A 16,401-nucleotide genomic window follows, 5' to 3' on the forward strand; every position below is an offset into this window, starting at 1 on the left:
GTCCAGCCGCAGCCGGATGTCGCTATATATATTATGTTTATCGAATTTATATACAAAGGAGGATTTTCCGTTTTTGGCGCACTTGCGGGACGGAAATACCAATTTTGCCCAGCCATGCCGGCTTGCGGTTGTCAGCCCGCGACCGCAACGCCCCCGGCATTGGGGCCAACCGCTCCGCCTGAAGAAGATGTGTCGAGCAGCCCCGCGATCTCGGCCGAGACCCTTTGGGCATAGCGAGCCACCTCCGGCAGGCCCATGAGTTCGCCAAAGGTGCCTCGCGCCAGCGGACCGGCGACGAAAAGCCCGGCAACCGCCTTGTCATCGCCACCGACGGCGCGACTATCGAGGCCGGTCTCGATACCGAGCCCGTATGCGTCCGCCCTGATCAGACTGGCCTCAGTCAGGGAACGCAGCGCCGGATTTGACTGGAGCGCCTGCCCATGGGCCGGCCCTGTCGTGTTGATGACGGCATCGAAGCTTGCCGTCTCGATGCGCGTCTGTCCGCGCCGTTGGAAGCTGACCGCGAGGCTGTCGCCCTCGACGTTCGACGCGACAAGCCGGGCTGCAATGGTGTCGAATGTGCCGGCGGTCTGACGGCGGTCGAGCACGGAAGCCACCTGCGGTGCGATCCTGAAGCGATGCACGTCCCAAAACACGCGCAGCTCGCGGACCAGCCTTGCCCGCTCTGGCGGAGCGAGGGCGGACCACAGCACCGGCCCTTGCATGCGCAATTGGTCAAAGACCGACTGCCAGTTGACGTTGGCGGCTCGCGCCGCGGCCAGCGTGGCGCGAATGTTCTTCAGCAGGCCAAGTGCGGATGTGGCCGGCACCGACGCAAAGTCGCCGAAGGGCTCATGTCTGATATCCGGGTGGGCGCGCGAACGCAGTCCGCGGCGCGACAGCGCCAGGATGCGGCCGCGATGACCCCGGCGGTCAAGCTCGGCCGCCATGTCGGCCGAGGTCAGTCCGGAGCCGACGATCAGGACCGACGCCTCCGGCCCGATCCCGGCGAGTGCCGACGGCGCGTAGGGATCGGCGATGAAGCCAGGTGCTTCAGCCAACAGGGCAAGTGCTGCCGGGATGGCCGGCAGAGGATGAGTCGCGGCGAGCACGACGATGTCGGCCGCGACAGGTCCGGCTAAGGTCTGTACGGTCCAGCCCGCGCTGTTGGCTCGAACTACCCGGGTGGCCTGAGCTTCGACATGACGGATAGCGCCCGAGTCGAGCCAAGGTGCGAGCTGCTCGGCGACATAGCGACCGAACACCCGCCGGCGCGGAAATACGTCGCCGTTCTTCCACAGCGCATCCGGGTCCCGCTCGATTTCGCCGCTGCCGGCCAGCCAGCGCGCAAAATGCTGCTGGTCTTCGGGAACCATGCTCATCCGGACGGCCGGGACGTTGACGCGGTGCGACGGCTCTTCGCTGGAATAGGCAAGACCGCCGCCGAGCGCGGAACGCGGTTCGATCACCGAGATCGACAGGCGCTCCGGCCCATGCGCCCGCGCAAGATGCCAAGCGACCGCCGCGCCGGAAAAACCACCGCCGATTATGGCGACGCGCGATCGGCGGACCGGAGGCAGCGCGTTCACGAGGCGCTGGCGAGCGACTTCGGCCGATGGTCACCGGCAATGGTCTCGCCGAACGGCCCGGTATTGACCGACGACCCGGTCGACTTGACCGGATGATCGGTCGGCAGTTTCGGCAGCACCAGTTCGCCGAAGCGATAGGCTTCTTCCAGATGCGGGTAGCCGGACAGAATGAAGGTGTCGATGCCGAGGCGACGGTATTCATCGATGCGCTCGGCGATCGTATCCGGGTCGCCGACCAGTGCCGTTCCCGCACCGCCGCGCACCAGGCCGACGCCGGCCCATAGATTGGGCGCGATCTCGAGCTTGTCACGGTTGCCGCCATGCAGCGCGCTCATGCGCGCTTGGCCGACCGAATCCATGCGGCCGAACACTTTCTGCGCCGAGGCGATCGTCGCGTCGTCGAGCCGACTGATCAGGCTGGCGGCGGCGGCCCAGGCCCGTTCAGCGGTTTCACGGGCGATGACATGCAGACGAATGCCGAAGGAGAGTTTGCGGCCGGCCTTGTCGGCCAGTTCGCGCACGGCATCGAGCTTGCGTCCGACGTCGGCCGGGGGTTCGCCCCAGGTCAGATATTTGTCGATTTCCTGCGCCGCGACTGCCGATCCAGCATCCGATGAGCCACCGAAATAGAGCGGCGGATAGGGCGCCTGCACCGGCGGGAACAGCAACCTTCCGTCCTCGATGCGGAAATGCTTGCCCTGGTGCTCGACCGTCTCACCGCTCAGCACCCGTTTGTAGATCCGGAGGAATTCCTGCGTCACCTCATAGCGCTCGGCATGCGAGAGAAAGATCCCATCGCCCTTGTTTTCCAGCGGATCGCCGCCGGTGACGACATTGATCAGCAGGCGGCCGTTGGAGATGCGGTCGAGCGTGGCTGTCATGCGCGCGGCAAGCGTCGGCGACTGCAAGCCGGGCCGCACGGCGACGAGGAAACGCAGCCGCTCTGTCAGTGGCGCCAGCGCCGACGCAATCACCCAGGAATCCTCGCAGGCCCGGCCGGTCGGCAACAGCACGCCGTAATAGCCGAGTGTGTCGGCCGCTTTCGCCACTTGCGACAGATAGGGCAGATCGACGGCCCTGCCGCCCTCGGTCGTGCCGAGATAACGGCTGTCGCCATGCGTCGGCAGGAACCAGAGAACCTTGATGCGGTCGGGGACATCTTGGGTCATGCCTTGCCTCCTGTGGTTTGGCGGTAGCGGCCCGGCTCCGGCACGGTTGAGAGTAGACGCAAAAATGCTGGCATGGCGTGGTCCTGTGCAGGAAACAGATCGCCCATGCAGATTGCTTATTCTACAAAATCTGTAGAGTTAGTTTATTTCAAATCCGTGCACGCAATTGGAAATTCTTCCTCATCCCCGCCGCCTGCGAGTGGAGAGGACCGGCTCGACCGCGTTGACGTTGTCCTTGCGCCGCCTTGGAAGGGTTGGCGGCCTCCTTCAGGCGTCGAGTGACTTGGCCACCCCCTCCATTGTCGACAGGGACGCCTCCGCATTGGGTGCATTCCAATTTACGTTCCAATATACTCCGATCATTTCTGGTGAACGAACGCTACGGATTTGCCATGGACCTTGACCCTTCGACCCTCAATCGGGCTTTGCCGTTGCGCGATCAGATCTATCAGAAGATCCGCAACCTGATCGTCGTCGGACAGATGAAGCCGGGGGAAGTGATCAACGAGTGGCCATCGCCGAAGCGCTCGGCGTTTCGCGCACCCCGGTGCGGGAAGCGGTGAAGCGCATCAGCGACGAAGGCCTGGTCCATATCCTGGCGCAGACCGGCACCTATGTCGCGCCGATCAGCCGCGCCGACCTCGAGGAGGCCTACGTCATCCGGCGGGCGCTGGAAATGGAGAGCGCCAGGCGCGCGGCCATCAAGCTCACGCCGGCATCCGCCGAATTGCTGGAGGACAATATGGCGGCGCACAAGCTCGCCATCGCGCGCGGCCGATATGCCACCGCGATCCAACTCGACGATGTCTTTCATCGCACCATCGCCGAAATCTGCGGCCTGCCGATGATCTGGCGAGCGGTCGACATCTCCAAGGCGCAGATGGACCGCGGCCGCTATCTCGCCATTCCAAAGCCCGGCTATGGCGAACAGACGATCGAGCAGCACGAAACCATTCTCGATGCCCTGAAGCGGCACGATGCCGAGGGCGCCGCACAAGCGATGGAACACCACCTCGAAACCTCGTTCCGCAACACGCTCGAAGTCGCCGCGGACCTTCTCGGCTGAAGCCTTCTCGGCGTCTAGCAGCGCTGCGGCCCCCGGGACGCTTGACGTCAACGCTTAATTAGCTTTCCAAGCGGGCGCAGTCGTTTGCCAAGCCCGCGCATGAAGCGTAAGATCAGCCATCGGCCGCCGTTTGTCCGGATGCAGCCGACAGTAAGAGGGTACATGCTCTTGCCCGATAGGGAGAAGAGCCATGCCTCAATCCACCTTTCGCAACCATGTTCTGAAAACCCTCACGCCTGAGGATTTCGGGCTTTTACGGCCGTCGATGCATCACGTCGAACTGGCCATCAAAGCCCGACTGGAGATCGCGCATCAGCCGATCGAGCATGTCTATTTTCCCGAAACCGGTATCGCGTCGGTGGTCGCCGCCATGACCGGAGGGCGGCAAAGCGAAGTCGGCATCATCGGCCGCGACGGCATGACCGGGGTAGCGGTCGTTCTCGGCCAGGACCGATCTCCCAATGAAACCTATATTCAAGTCGCCAGCAACGGCTGGTGTCTGCCGGTTGAACGTCTGCGCATTGCGATTGCCGAGAGCCAGACCCTTCGCCCGTCGCTGCTTCGCTACGCCCACGCATTCCTGATCCAGTCGTCGCGGACGGCGTTGGTCAACGGCCATTCCAAAATCGAGGAACGGCTCGCCCGCTGGTTGCTGATGGTCAACGATCGCGCTGAAGGAGATATCATCTACCTGACGCATGAATTTCTGGCGACCATGCTTGGCTCCAGGCGCCCGGGCGTTACCACCGCCCTCCAAATGCTCGAATATCGGGGGCTGGTTCATGCCAAGCGCGGCGAGATCACGATCGTCGACCGTACCGGAATGATAAAACTCACGGATGGTGCCTATGGCGAGGAGGAGCAACAGCACTTCAGCGCAGGGGCTGGCTGATTGTCTGGAACCGGACATAGGCTTGAAGACCACCGAAGTCCTGCCGTAAACCATGTTGGTCAGGGTTCAGGGAGGAATTCTCGATGACCAACTCTTTTCACTCCATCACGGTTGAAAGAGCCGCCGAAGCCTATGTTCTTTCCAGGGGCAAGGCACGCTTTCTCTCCATTGCGCAGGCAATACGCGCCATCCGAACACTCATACCCGCATGCAGGGCTACCGACGGCGAGTTGGAGGAGTTGCTGGCGACCGCATCCCTCGTTCACGGCGTACCCGTGGCGTTCGACACAAACTCGGCCGATGGCGTAGCGCCGCAACTCCATTCGTAGGGGGCGGAGATGCCTGCGCTCGCGCAGACGCCTACCCTGTCGGACGTTCGCCAAGCGATTGTCCGCTGCCTGATCGACACCGTCGACAGGCCGTGCATTTCGATATCCGAGGTGAGCCACGAGGTGAGGAGAATGTTCCCGCTTTGCGAACTCACGGATTGGGAACTTGGCGATCTCATTGCGCGAAGCGCGATCGACGCGGGATTTGCCGTCGAGTTCGGCGCTGACGTTCCGTGATCGCGCAAATCAGGGATCGCCAATGGTTGAACAGGGCGGAGATGTCCCGCCGAAACAAAGCGTTTCCTTGCCCTGGAAGGTAACTGGTGGAGCCAATCGGGATCGAACCGACGACCTCTTGAATGCCATTCAAGCGCTCTCCCAACTGAGCTATGGCCCCACTCCCGGCAGTCAGCCGGCGCCGTTTCCGGCGAGAGATCGGCGCGGGTTGGAAGACCGCGCCGTTAGTGCAGGCGGCTTCTAACCCCGCCATTCCCAGATATCAAGCCTTCATCGGCGGCTTTTTCTTCACAGGGCGTGAAAGCCGGCAAACGCTCACGTTCGAAGCCTTTGTCAGACTTCGTCGTCGTCGTCGCCGACGCCGATCATGTCGGAAACGTCGTCGTCTTCTTCCTCTTCGTCAGCAAGGAAGGTGTCATCCTCGTCGTCGCCGAGGTCGACGTCATCCTCGTCGTCACCGAGATCGGGAAGATCGTCGCTCTTGGCGTCGTCTTCCGCCTCTTCGAGCGAGACGACCTCGACGCCCTCTTCCTCCTCGGCGTCCACTTCCTTCTCGGCCACTTCCTCTTCCTCCTCGACGGCGGCGATCTTGCCTTCCTCGAAATAGGAGCGCGGATAGGTCTTGCCCGTATAGGGCGAGACGATCGGGTCTTTGTTCAGGTCGTAGAATTTCCGGCCCGTTTCCGGGTCGATGCGTTTTGTGCCAAGTTCGGTTTTTGCCACGGCAAGCCTCGTCGATAAAAGAGTGGTCCCCTTAACCACAGTTTGCAGCGCTGTCAAAGCGAAAAGCCGGCGTCACAAAACCAAGCACTGAAAGGCCTCGCGCCGAGTGACGAGCATGGGGATGACCATTTCGCCCCGCCGTGATACGAGACCGCCGCAACAAATGAAAAGCGCCGGCACGCCGGCAATCCGTCCAGGGAAATTCCATGTCTCACGCCGCCGCTGCCAAGCCGGCCACTGCCCGCAAGTCACCAGCCCTTTCCGGCACGGCCCGTGTGCCGGGCGACAAGTCGATCTCGCACCGCTCCTTCATGTTCGGCGGGCTCGCCTCCGGCGAAACCCGCATCACCGGCCTGCTCGAGGGCGAGGACGTGATGCGCACGGGCGCGGCCATGAAGGCGATGGGCGCGCAAATCGAGAAACGCGGCGCCGAGTGGGTGATCCGCGGCACCGGCAACGGCGCGCTGCTGCAGCCGGAAGGTCCGCTCGATTTCGGCAATGCCGGCACTGGCTCGCGGCTGACCATGGGGCTCGTCGGCACCTACGACATGGAGACGACCTTCATCGGTGACGCCTCGCTGTCGGGCCGGCCGATGGGTCGCGTGCTCGAACCGCTGCGCCAGATGGGCGTGCAGGTGCTCAAAGCCACGCCCGGCGACCGCATGCCGATCACGTTGCATGGGCCGAAGCACGCGGCCCCGATCACCTACCGCGTGCCGATGGCCTCGGCGCAGGTGAAGTCGGCGGTGCTGCTGGCCGGGTTGAACACGCCCGGCATCACCACCGTCATCGAACCTGTCATGACGCGCGACCATACGGAAAAGATGCTCAAGGGCTTTGGCGCCAACCTGTCGGTCGAGACCGACGAGCGCGGCGTGCGCCACATCTTCATCGAAGGCCAGGGCAAGCTGACCGGCCAGACCATCGCCGTGCCGGGTGACCCGTCCTCGGCCGGCTTCCCGCTGGTGGCGGCGCTGATCGTGCCGGGTTCCGACATTGTCATCGAAAACGTGCTGATGAACCCGACCCGCACCGGGTTGCTTCTCACGCTGCAGGAAATGGGCGGCCAGATCGACATCTTGAACCCGCGCAATGCCGGCGGCGAGGATGTCGCGGACCTGCGCGTTCGTTACTCCGAGCTGAAAGGCGTCGCCGTGCCGCCCGAGCGGGCGCCGTCGATGATCGACGAATACCCGGTGCTGGCCGTTGCCGCCAGCTTCGCCGAGGGCGAGACGCTGATGCAGGGGCTGGAGGAACTGCGGGTGAAGGAATCCGACCGGCTGTCGGCGGTCGCCAACGGGCTGAAGCTCAACGGCGTCGACTGCACCGAGGGCGAAGCTTCGCTTGCCGTGCGCGGCAAACCAGGCGGCAGGGGATTGGGCGGCCACCCCAACGGCCGGGATACGACGGTGCAGACCCATCTCGACCACCGCATCGCCATGAGCTTTCTGGTGATGGGATTGGCAACGGAAAAGCCTGTCACCATCGACGACCAGGCGATGATCGCGACGAGCTTTCCGGAGTTCATGGAACTGATGACGGGGCTGGGCGCGGAAATCGAGTGATAGTGGCAATCGCAAACCTTGGGGATTGGCTGGCGACATCCCGTGCTTCGTCATCCTGGGGCGAAGCAAGGAGCGCAGCGACGCGGCGCAGACCCAGGATGACGAAGTCGCGGGGGCCTGCTTCCATGCGTAAGGCGTCTGCATGCCAATGACCCACCCCTTCACCATCGCCATCGACGGACCGGCCGGCGCGGGCAAAGGCACGCTCGCCCGCCGTCTCGCCGATCACTACCGCCTCAACCTGCTCGACACCGGCCTGACCTATCGCGCTGTCGCCCATGCGCTGCTGCGGCTGGGCCTACCGCTCGACAATGTCTCGGCGGCAGAAACCGCCGCCCGCCAGGTCGATCTGGCAAAGCTCGACCGCGCGGTGCTGTCGGCGCATGCGGTTGGCGAGGCCGCCTCGAAGGTCGCGGTTTTCCCTACCGTGCGGCGCATCCTGGTCGAAAAGCAGCGCGACTTCGCAAGGACGCCGCCGGGCGCGGTGCTGGACGGGCGCGACATCGGCACGGTCGTGTGCCCCGACGCCGACATAAAACTCTATGTGACGGCAAGTGCCGAGGTGCGCGCCAAGCGCCGGCTGGCCGAGATCGAAAGCATCGGCGGCACCGCCGATTTCGCCGAAATCCTTGCCGATATCCAGCGTCGCGACGAGCGCGACATGGGCCGGGCGGACTCGCCGCTGAAGCCGGCGGCCGACGCGCACTTGCTTGATACCAGCGAAATGGCTATAGAAGCCGCGTTTCTCGCGGCCATGTCCGTCATCGACGACGTGCTGGCCCAGAGAAACAAGGCCTGATCCGGGTTTCATGCTGCTTCCGGTTGCCGGAGGCGAAGAAAATACCCATATCGGGCACGAACCAGCCTGCCAGCATTCTTCATGCGCCGGAATTGCCGCTTGAAAAGCGGCCCAGGGCTTTTGCAGCCCGGAACGCCGGCAGGCCAACGCAACGCTAACCCACGGCGCCCGCCCCGCGAAAAATGCGGGGTACTCCAGGAGAAACAATGTCTGCTGCAAATCCCACTCGCGATGATTTCGCGAGCCTGCTCGAAGAATCATTTACCACCGGTCATTCCGGCGAAGGCCAAGTCGTCAAGGGCACGATTCTGGCGATCGAAAAAGACATGGCCATCATCGATGTCGGCCTCAAGGTCGAAGGCCGTGTGCCGCTGAAGGAATTCGGCGTCAAGGGCAAGGACTCGACGCTCAAGGTCGGCGATACGGTCGAAGTCATGGTCGAGCGCATCGAAAATGCGCTGGGCGAGGCCGTGCTGTCGCGCGACAAGGCGCGCCGCGAGGAGAGCTGGGTCAAGCTCGAAGAGAAGTTCACCAAGGGTGAGCGCGTCGAAGGCGTCATCTTCAACCAGGTCAAGGGCGGCTTCACCGTCGACCTCGACGGCGCCGTGGCCTTCCTGCCGCGCAGCCAGGTCGATATTCGCCCGATCCGCGACGTCTCCCCGCTGATGCACAACCCGCAGCCCTTCGAGATCCTCAAGATGGATCGCCGCCGCGGCAACATCGTCGTGTCGCGCCGTACCGTGCTTGAGGAGAGCCGCGCCGAACAGCGTTCGGAAATCGTGCAGAACCTCGAGGAAGGCCAGGTTGTCGAAGGCGTCGTCAAGAACATCACCGATTACGGTGCGTTCGTCGACCTCGGCGGCATCGACGGCCTGCTGCATGTCACCGACATGGCATGGCGCCGCGTCAACCATCCGACCGAAATCCTCAACATCGGTCAGACGGTCAAGGTGCAGATCATCCGCATCAACCAGGAAACCCACCGCATCTCGCTCGGCATGAAGCAGCTCGAGAGCGATCCGTGGTCCGAGATCGGCACCAAGTTCCCGATCGGCAAGAAGATCAAGGGCACCGTCACCAACATCACCGACTACGGCGCGTTCGTCGAGCTGGAGCCGGGCATCGAGGGCCTTATCCACGTTTCGGAAATGTCGTGGACCAAGAAGAACGTGCATCCCGGCAAGATCCTGTCGACGACGCAGGAAGTCGACGTGGTGGTGCTCGAAGTCGATCCGGCCAAGCGCCGCATCTCGCTCGGCCTCAAGCAGACGCTCGAGAATCCGTGGCAGGCTTTCGCCTCGAGCCATCCGGTCGGCAGCCAGGTCGAGGGCGAGGTCAAGAACAAGACCGAGTTCGGCCTGTTCATCGGCCTCGAAGGCGACGTGGACGGCATGGTGCACCTGTCCGACCTCGACTGGACCCGTCCGGGCGAGCAGGTCATCGAAGAGTACAATCGTGGTGACATGGTCAAGGCGCAGGTGCTCGACGTCGACATCGACAAGGAGCGCATCTCACTCGGCATCAAGCAGCTGGCCAAGGACACGGTCGGCGAAGCCGCGACGTCAGGCGAACTGCGCAAGAACGCCGTCGTTACCTGCGAAGTCATCGGCGTCAAGGATGGCGGTCTGGAAGTGCGGCTGGTCGACAGCGGCATCGAGACCTTCATCAAGCGCTCCGACCTCAGCCGCGATCGCGACGAGCAGCGCCCCGAGCGCTTCACCGTCGGCCAGAAGGTCGACGCCCGCGTCATCGCCTTCGACAAGAAGACCCGCAAGCTGCAGGTCTCGATCAAGGCGCTGGAAATCGCCGAAGAGAAGGAAGCCGTCGCACAGTACGGCTCGACCGACTCCGGCGCTTCGCTGGGCGACATCCTGGGTGCCGCGCTGAAGAAGCAGGGCAACTAAGGATTAACCGCTTGCCGCACGATTTTCGTGCGGCTTGAACAAAGACCCCGCCGGAGCGATCCGGCGGGGTCTTTCTTTACGGCAAGATAAACTTCCTCGCGTATTTGGCAGTCATCCCGGGGAAGCTTTCCATGAGCAATGACGACGACAGGGCCGCAGCGCAATCTTCGTGGCTGCCGCGTCTTTATATGAGCGCACCGGCCCTTTTCTGCTTCAGCGGCATGGTGACGGTGATGATCGTCCTCTGGTCCCTGGGCTTCCGGCTCAATGCCGATGCGGACGACCTTCTCAAAATACACGAGATCCGCACCTTGCTCGTGACCGGGAATATCTTCGACCGGACAATGCCCGGCATTGCCCAGCCCGAGCCCTACATCTCGCACTGGCCATGGATCGTGGACCTGCCCTATGCCGCTTTTGCGTGGCTGCTCGCGCCGTTCGCCGGCTTCGAGCCGGCGCTGATGGCAGCAAGCTTTGTCGTGCCGCTGCTCCTGTTTGTACCCGCGCTCTACTTCTACAACCGGCTGATTGTCGCGGTGGGCTTTGCCTGTCCGGCCATTGCATTGCCGTTGGCCTTGATCTTCGCCGCGCGCACCTTCTTCGAATACGCGCCGGGGCGGATCGACTATCACAATCTGCAGATATTGCTTCTGCTTGCCGCCCTGGTCCTGTTGCTGTCGCGGAATCGCCTTTCGCCCTTCGTCAACGGCTTGCTGACAGCCCTGGCAATCGCGATCAGCGCCGAGTTCGCACCGTTCTTCGCCCTGGTGATGGCCGTCTACGCCTTCGACTGGATCGCCGGCCGCGACGAGAGTGCGACAGGGATCACCGGCTTTGGAGTGGCCCTGGCGATCGGCGCGATCGGCCTGTTCGCCGCTACCGTCGCGCCCTCGGCTTATGCCGCGGTCAAATGCGATACCTATTCCGCGCCGCATTTGCTGGCGCTGACCGCCGCCGGGCTCTCATTCGCCGTCGTACCTCGGCTTGTCGGCACGCGTGGCGGCTGGGCAATGCGGGCCGCGCTTCTGCTGGTGTTCGCCGCCATCAGCCTGGTGGCGCTGGTGAAACTGTTTCCGCAATGCCTGGACGGCCCTTACGCGTCGATGGACGCCTATGTCCGCGACAACATGCTCAACAGAATTCTTCAGGAATTGAGCCTGTTTCGGCGCCCCGATTTCGTTCTGTCGTCAGGCTTTCCCAGCATGTTGCTGCTGTTCGTCGGCGCGCTCGCGCCGGTCGTCATCTGCACCGGGTCGCATGGCCGCAGCCGGCCTCTGGTCATACTGGCTCTGTTTTCGCTGCTCGGATTGGTGCTGGCGATCGACTATCTCCGCTACTTCCGCTATCTCCCGATTTTCTCCGGCATCGGCCTGATCTTCGTGCTGGAGAGCCTGCTGCCGCAAGGTTCGGGGCTGCGGCGCTACTTGAAATCTCCCGTGCCGGCGCCATCGCGCAAATACGCATTGATCCTGCCCGGTCTGGTTTTGTCCGGGGCCATGGCGCTGTACCATCTGGCGGTCAGACCCTCCCAAGCGGCGATACCCGCCGCCGAATTCGCCGACAGTTGCGACCTCGATCATTTCGGAGCGCAACGGGGTTGGCCGTCGGGCGCCATCGTCTTTTCGCCACCGCTCATCGGATCGCATTTCGTCGCGCTGGCCGACGGCCCCAAGGTGGTGACGATCCCAAACCACCCTTCGGCCAAGGGCATCGAACGGAGCTACCGCTTTCTCGACCCCATGACCGCCGACCCGCGTGCGATTCTCGACGCGTCGAAGGCGACACATGTCGCGATCTGTGCCTGGCGAGGCGCGCCGTCGCCAGGTCTCGAAGCCGCCTACCCTTTCGCGGCGGCCCTGATGGAAGGCAAGCCGCCGGCTTGGTTGAGGGAGTGTCCCACGGACGCTTCATCGCCGCTGCGTGTCTACAGCTACCGCAACGCCGATGGATCCGACGCCGGCTGCCCGGCTTCGACGCTCTCCGCTCAGGCCCTGCCGTAGAGCGGCACCAGCGTTCCGCTCATTGCCTGGTTGGCCGGCGAGGCGAGATAGGCGATTGCCTCGGCCGCTGCTTCGAGGCTGACCCATTTGGTGAAATCGGCATCCGGCATGTCGGCGCGGTTGGCCGGCGTGTCGAGCGTCGATGGGGCCACCGCGTTGACCAGGATGCCCTGGGCCTTCAATTCTTCCGCCATCGCCACCGTCATGGCCGCGACCGCCGCCTTGCTGGCCGTATAGGCGACCATGCCGGCGCCGCGGCGCGGGTCGAGCCCGGCGCGTGCCGTGACATTGACGATGCGACCGGCAGTATCCGACGCCAGCATCGAGCGGATGGCGGCGCGGCTGCACAGGAAGGCGGTGCGGGCGTTGGTGTCCATCATCTCGGCAAACGACGCCGATTCGATCTTCTCCACCGGCGCCATGGCAAAGCCGCCGGCCAGATGGATCGATCCCCACAAGGTAGGAACCTGGCTGTAGAACGCCTCGACCTTGGCGGGGTCCGAGAGATCGACATTGTGCGCCAGTTTGACATTGTCGTGCGTGGTGAAGGGGAAGTGCTGAGGTGCCGCGGCATGCGCGTTCGGCACGTGGCAGATCGCGCCCTGTTCCAGCAGTCTGCCGACCACCGCCCCACCGAGCGCGCCGGTTCCACCGGTCACAACGATGTGCCTGCCTTCAAGTGTTTCCGTCATCCTGGACCGCTCCTGTCATTTTTATGACTTTTGTCGTTGGTTTGCCGCGCCGACGCGAAGCGTCGCCCCTTTCAGTCGATCACTCAACCGATATCTCGACATGGCAGCCGTCACGTCTTTGCATGCGTCAGGGCATCGCCGAATAACGAAGCCGCCCGGAAGCGGATCAGGTCTTGCAAAAACCAAGCCGGCAAATGGTCCGCTTCCTGTCGGCAAGGACGGCCCGGATGTTTCAGACGACCGTGACTTCGATGACGCGCGGCAGCCCCGTTGCCCGGGCCTGCCTGAGCGCCTGTGGCAAGGCGTCGATGTCGGCCAGCCTTTCGGCACCAATGCCATAGGCTTCGGCAAGCTTGCAGAAATCCGGCGGCGCCGGCGACACGCCGACAGGTTCCACGCCGACATCGAGCATCGAGGTCTCGATCTCGCGATAGCCTCTGTTGTTCCAGACCACGAAGATGACGGGCGCTCCAGAATCGAGCGCCACCGCTATCTCCGGCAAGGTGAACTGGAAGCCCCCGTCGCCGGTCAGGCAGACAACCGGCGCATCGGGCACGGCAAGTGCCGCACCGATCGCCGCCGGCGGACCGTAGCCAAGCGCGCCAAAGCCGGTCGCGGCATTGAACCAGCCGCCGGGCCGGTCGTGGTCGTAATAGAGGTTGGCGGCGTAAATCGGCTGGGTCGAGTCGCCAACGATGATGGCACCGGGCAAAGCGTCGCGGATCATTTCCACGGCACACACCTGCGCCGCATAGGCCGGGCTCAACTCGGCAAAAGCGGCCTTTCGCGCCGCCGCGGCGCGGCCATGGCCATCTTCGCCAGCGCTGTGGGCGGGATCGATCGCCGCAAGCAGCGCCTCGATCGCCTCGGCGCAATCGGCCTGGATGGCGACCGTCACCGGACGCCGCGCAAGCTGGTCGGCGCCGATGTCGATACGGATCAGGTTCGAAGGCAGTACGAAGCCACCGTCGCCATAGCCGTCATAGTCGGTCGGGCCGAATTCGGTACCGGCGGCGATCACCAGATCGGCCCCGGCCATGAGCGCGCGAACCGCCTTGAGGCTTGGGCTTGCCGGCACGCAAAGCGGATGGCCATGCATGAGACCGCGCGCGTTGGTGGTCTCGACAATCGGCGCGCCCAGCCTTTCGGCAAGGCGCCGCAGCGCCGCATCGGCTTTCTTGGCGCCGCCGCCTGCAAGGATGAGCGGGCGGCGTGCGGTGGCGATGAGTTCGGCAGCCCTGGCAATGGCGGCACGCTCTGGCGCCGGCGGCCCGGCATTGCTCAAAGCTGCCGACAATCCGTCCGCCGGCTTGACCATGATATCGGTCGGGATCTCTATATGCACAGGGCCGGGCCGAGACGAGGAAAACAGGGCGAAAGCCCGCGCCAGCGCACCGGGCAATTCGCTGGCCCCGGTCACGCGTAGCGACAACAGCGCTACCTTCTCCATCATGCCGCGCTGATCGGGCAATTCGTGCAGGAAGCCGAGCCCCTTGCCGAGCGTGTCGGTGGCGTTGACGCCGGAGATCACCAGCATCGGCACCGAATCGGCGCGCGCCTGGCCCATGGCGGTGATGGTGTTGGTCAGCCCCGGCCCGGTGATGACGAAGGCGACGCCCGGCCTGCCGCCGGCGCGCGCATAGCCGTCGGCCATGAAGCCGGCGCCCTGTTCGTGGCGCGGCGTGATGTGGCGAATCTTCGAGCGCGCAAGACCGCGATAGAGTTCGACCGTGTGGACGCCGGGAATGCCGAACACGGTGTCGACGCCATGCGCCTCGAGCAGCGAAATGAGCGCTTCGCCCACAGTGGTCATTGGTTTTCTCCCCTATCTCTTTGTTTCTACGCAATTCCCAAGGGGGAAGCGCTGCGCGCTTTTCCCGGGAAAACCGCTTCTCATTTTTCCAGGAATTGCTCCAGCGGCGCGAGGCCGAGTTCGGACTCGACAGCCTTGATGCCAATCGCCGCCAATTCGCCGGGCGAGAACATCTCGCCGGCCAGGCAGCCTTCGATCCAGAGCCCGTCGATGATCGCATTGATCGCGATGGCATGGTGGCGCAACTGGGTTGCGTCCGGCTTGTGCTGTTCGGCGGCGAGCACGTCGGCCACAACTGCTTCCACCTCGTTGCGAAAGCCAAGGTAGCCTTCGCGGTGGGCACGGGCCAGGGCGGGATCCGCACTGGCGCGGCCGATGAAGGTTGCCCAGAGCGAAAACACCCGCGCGTCGATGATCGGCGCATTGAGATTGGCGGTGATGAAAGCCGCAAGACGCTGGCGCGGCGAGGCATCATCCATGACCAATGCCGCCTTCGCCTGCTCGGTCATGCGGTCGACCAGCGCCGTATAGGCTTCCTGCAGCAATTCTTCCTTGCCCGGGAAATAATGCCGGATCAGCCCGGCGGTGACGCCGGCACGCAATGCGATGGTGCGCAGGCTGGCGCCTTGAAGGCCATATTCCGCCACGCTGTCCAGAGTCGCCTCTATCAGATCCTGCCGCCGCCGCTCCTCGCCCTCGCGACGGAACTTACGGCGCCCATTCATTGGCGCAGGATCGGTCGCGTCAGGCATGTCGGCCCGCCTTCGCAGGCGATGCAGAGCGCGTCCGCCTCGAAGATCTCAACCGTGCATCCGGCGGCTTCCATGGCGGCCTTGGTCCTGGGAAAGCCCGCAACGGCAATGACCTTGAGCGGGCTGGTCGGCAGTACGTTGAGACTGAGGCCGTTGGAAGCCGCGAACTCCTCGGCGTCGCCTTCGACCAGCCGGATGCCGCGTGCCTTCAGCGTCTGATAGAAAGGGGCCGGTAAAAGCGGTGAATAGACCAGCGCCAGGTCGTCGGCCAGCGGGCTGATAACCGACATCAGATGCAGGCACGCCTCTTCGCCCTGCCACAGCGGCAGATCGAAGCCGTAGACGGAAATCCCCAGCGGCGACAGCAGGTTGGAAACCTGCTGGATGCCTTCCTGGTTGGAACGGACACCGCGCCCGATCGCCAGCGTGCGGGCATCCACCCATACACAGTCGCCACCTTCGACCTGGCCAGGAGCCTCGACGCGACCAAGGATCGGAATGCCCAGCCTTCTGTAGGTTTCTTCATGCAGCGAAGGCTCCCTGGCGCGCAGCGGCTTGCCCATGGACAGGATCAGCGCACCGCGGTCGGTCATCAGCGAAGGGTCGTGCGTGAACACCGAATCCGAAAGTCCGTCGGCCTTGTCCTCGATCCATTCGATCTCGGCGCCGGAAGCCGCCACCAGTTCAGCCAGGGCTGCGTGCTGCGAGGCAGCTTTCGCCGGGTTGAATCCCGGACCATAGTGCCAGGCAGCCCGGTCGGCGTCGCGCATGGCGTTGGCGGCCGACCGCATCAGCACGCGCCGCAGCGGCGCCGCCATGGACTGAGATCCGAAAGCGCTCATCGATGCCCTTTTTAAGCTGAAAAAAACCG

At 63.8% G+C, this 16,401-nt stretch carries 15 protein-coding genes and 1 tRNA gene; 8 read left to right on the top strand and 8 right to left on the bottom strand.

The window, feature by feature from the left end:
* Positions 1-131: 131 nt before the first annotated feature.
* Together MESAU_RS01345 and ssuD are read right to left on the bottom strand one after the other, a co-directional pair.
* Entirely contained in the window at positions 132-1,589 is a 1,458-nt protein-coding gene (locus MESAU_RS01345) for an FAD/NAD(P)-binding protein (RefSeq protein WP_015314251.1), read from the bottom strand.
* Complete coding sequence (gene ssuD, locus MESAU_RS01350; RefSeq protein ID WP_015314252.1) at positions 1,586-2,758, bottom strand: FMNH2-dependent alkanesulfonate monooxygenase; 1,173 nt, start codon at positions 2,756-2,758, stop codon at positions 1,586-1,588. The genes MESAU_RS01345 and ssuD overlap by 4 nt, the downstream gene beginning before the upstream one ends.
* Positions 2,759-3,266: 508 nt before the next feature.
* Here ssuD and MESAU_RS01355 point away from each other — a divergent pair.
* The 4 genes from MESAU_RS01355 (at position 3,267) to MESAU_RS01370 (ending at position 5,282) form a co-directional block, all read left to right on the top strand.
* Positions 3,267-3,824 carry a GntR family transcriptional regulator gene (locus MESAU_RS01355; protein WP_245262934.1) on the top strand — a complete coding sequence of 186 codons (558 nt, stop codon included), beginning with the start codon at positions 3,267-3,269 and terminating at the stop codon, positions 3,822-3,824.
* A gap of 190 nt (positions 3,825-4,014) precedes the next feature.
* A complete protein-coding gene (locus MESAU_RS01360) occupies positions 4,015-4,716 on the top strand; it encodes a Crp/Fnr family transcriptional regulator (RefSeq protein WP_015314253.1) in 702 nt (233 codons plus the stop codon).
* An 83-nt stretch (positions 4,717-4,799) separates the two neighbouring features.
* Complete coding sequence (locus tag MESAU_RS01365) at positions 4,800-5,045, top strand: hypothetical protein (protein ID WP_015314254.1); 246 nt, start codon at positions 4,800-4,802, stop codon at positions 5,043-5,045.
* Between the two features lie 9 nt (positions 5,046-5,054).
* Entirely contained in the window at positions 5,055-5,282 is a 228-nt protein-coding gene (locus tag MESAU_RS01370) for a hypothetical protein (protein ID WP_015314255.1), read from the top strand.
* An 84-nt stretch (positions 5,283-5,366) separates the two neighbouring features.
* Here MESAU_RS01370 and MESAU_RS01375 read toward each other — a convergent pair.
* A tRNA-Ala gene (locus MESAU_RS01375) sits at positions 5,367-5,442 on the bottom strand.
* Positions 5,443-5,615: 173 nt separating this feature from the next.
* Positions 5,616-6,005, bottom strand: coding sequence for a TIGR02300 family protein (locus MESAU_RS01380; RefSeq protein ID WP_015314256.1), 390 nt, complete (start codon positions 6,003-6,005; stop codon positions 5,616-5,618).
* 206 nt (positions 6,006-6,211) lie between these two features.
* Between MESAU_RS01380 and aroA the strand changes: the two genes are divergently transcribed.
* The 4 genes from aroA (at position 6,212) to MESAU_RS01400 (ending at position 12,273) form a co-directional block, all read left to right on the top strand.
* Complete coding sequence (aroA, locus tag MESAU_RS01385; RefSeq protein ID WP_015314257.1) at positions 6,212-7,570, top strand: 3-phosphoshikimate 1-carboxyvinyltransferase; 1,359 nt, start codon at positions 6,212-6,214, stop codon at positions 7,568-7,570.
* Positions 7,571-7,718: 148 nt separating this feature from the next.
* Positions 7,719-8,369 carry a (d)CMP kinase gene (gene cmk / locus MESAU_RS01390; protein WP_041163245.1) on the top strand — a complete coding sequence of 217 codons (651 nt, stop codon included), beginning with the start codon at positions 7,719-7,721 and terminating at the stop codon, positions 8,367-8,369.
* Positions 8,370-8,575: 206 nt separating this feature from the next.
* Positions 8,576-10,273: a 30S ribosomal protein S1 gene (gene rpsA / locus MESAU_RS01395; RefSeq protein WP_015314259.1), complete on the top strand. Its 1,698-nt coding sequence runs from the start codon at positions 8,576-8,578 to the stop codon at positions 10,271-10,273.
* Positions 10,274-10,404: 131 nt separating this feature from the next.
* A complete protein-coding gene (locus tag MESAU_RS01400) occupies positions 10,405-12,273 on the top strand; it encodes a hypothetical protein (RefSeq protein WP_015314260.1) in 1,869 nt (622 codons plus the stop codon).
* Here MESAU_RS01400 and MESAU_RS01405 read toward each other — a convergent pair.
* The 4 genes from MESAU_RS01405 to MESAU_RS01420 all read right to left on the bottom strand — a co-directional run bounded on the left by MESAU_RS01405 (position 12,258) and on the right by MESAU_RS01420 (position 16,372).
* The gene (locus MESAU_RS01405) at positions 12,258-12,965 is read right to left on the bottom strand and encodes an SDR family NAD(P)-dependent oxidoreductase (RefSeq protein ID WP_015314261.1); all 708 of its coding nucleotides are present in this window, start codon (positions 12,963-12,965) and stop codon (positions 12,258-12,260) included. The genes MESAU_RS01400 and MESAU_RS01405 overlap by 16 nt on opposite strands.
* Before the next feature lie 232 nt (positions 12,966-13,197).
* A complete protein-coding gene (locus MESAU_RS01410) occupies positions 13,198-14,778 on the bottom strand; it encodes a 5-guanidino-2-oxopentanoate decarboxylase (RefSeq protein WP_015314262.1) in 1,581 nt (526 codons plus the stop codon).
* A gap of 80 nt (positions 14,779-14,858) precedes the next feature.
* A complete protein-coding gene (locus tag MESAU_RS01415) occupies positions 14,859-15,530 on the bottom strand; it encodes a TetR family transcriptional regulator C-terminal domain-containing protein (RefSeq protein WP_015314263.1) in 672 nt (223 codons plus the stop codon).
* On the bottom strand, positions 15,500-16,372 hold the full coding sequence (locus tag MESAU_RS01420; RefSeq protein WP_041163247.1) for a dimethylarginine dimethylaminohydrolase family protein: 873 nt from the start codon (positions 16,370-16,372) through the stop codon (positions 15,500-15,502). The genes MESAU_RS01415 and MESAU_RS01420 overlap by 31 nt, the downstream gene beginning before the upstream one ends.
* Between the last annotated feature and the right edge of the window lie 29 nt (positions 16,373-16,401).

Source organism: Mesorhizobium australicum WSM2073 (genome assembly GCF_000230995.2).
Classification (GTDB): domain Bacteria; phylum Pseudomonadota; class Alphaproteobacteria; order Rhizobiales; family Rhizobiaceae; genus Mesorhizobium; species Mesorhizobium australicum.

Excerpts from the sequence above, each read along its gene's own strand:
- ssuD (WP_015314252.1), bottom strand. The coding sequence starts at position 2,758 with ATGACCCAAGATGTCCCCGACCGCATCAAGGTTCTCTGGTTCCTGCCG.
- MESAU_RS01360 (WP_015314253.1), top strand. The coding sequence starts at position 4,015 with ATGCCTCAATCCACCTTTCGCAACCATGTTCTGAAAACCCTCACGCCT.
- MESAU_RS01365 (WP_015314254.1), top strand. The coding sequence starts at position 4,800 with ATGACCAACTCTTTTCACTCCATCACGGTTGAAAGAGCCGCCGAAGCC.
- MESAU_RS01370 (WP_015314255.1), top strand. The coding sequence starts at position 5,055 with ATGCCTGCGCTCGCGCAGACGCCTACCCTGTCGGACGTTCGCCAAGCG.
- aroA (WP_015314257.1), top strand. The coding sequence starts at position 6,212 with ATGTCTCACGCCGCCGCTGCCAAGCCGGCCACTGCCCGCAAGTCACCA.
- cmk (WP_041163245.1), top strand. The coding sequence starts at position 7,719 with ATGACCCACCCCTTCACCATCGCCATCGACGGACCGGCCGGCGCGGGC.
- rpsA (WP_015314259.1), top strand. The coding sequence starts at position 8,576 with ATGTCTGCTGCAAATCCCACTCGCGATGATTTCGCGAGCCTGCTCGAA.
- MESAU_RS01400 (WP_015314260.1), top strand. The coding sequence starts at position 10,405 with ATGAGCAATGACGACGACAGGGCCGCAGCGCAATCTTCGTGGCTGCCG.
- MESAU_RS01405 (WP_015314261.1), bottom strand. The coding sequence starts at position 12,965 with ATGACGGAAACACTTGAAGGCAGGCACATCGTTGTGACCGGTGGAACC.
- MESAU_RS01410 (WP_015314262.1), bottom strand. The coding sequence starts at position 14,778 with ATGACCACTGTGGGCGAAGCGCTCATTTCGCTGCTCGAGGCGCATGGC.
- MESAU_RS01415 (WP_015314263.1), bottom strand. The coding sequence starts at position 15,530 with ATGCCTGACGCGACCGATCCTGCGCCAATGAATGGGCGCCGTAAGTTC.
- MESAU_RS01420 (WP_041163247.1), bottom strand. The coding sequence starts at position 16,372 with ATGAGCGCTTTCGGATCTCAGTCCATGGCGGCGCCGCTGCGGCGCGTG.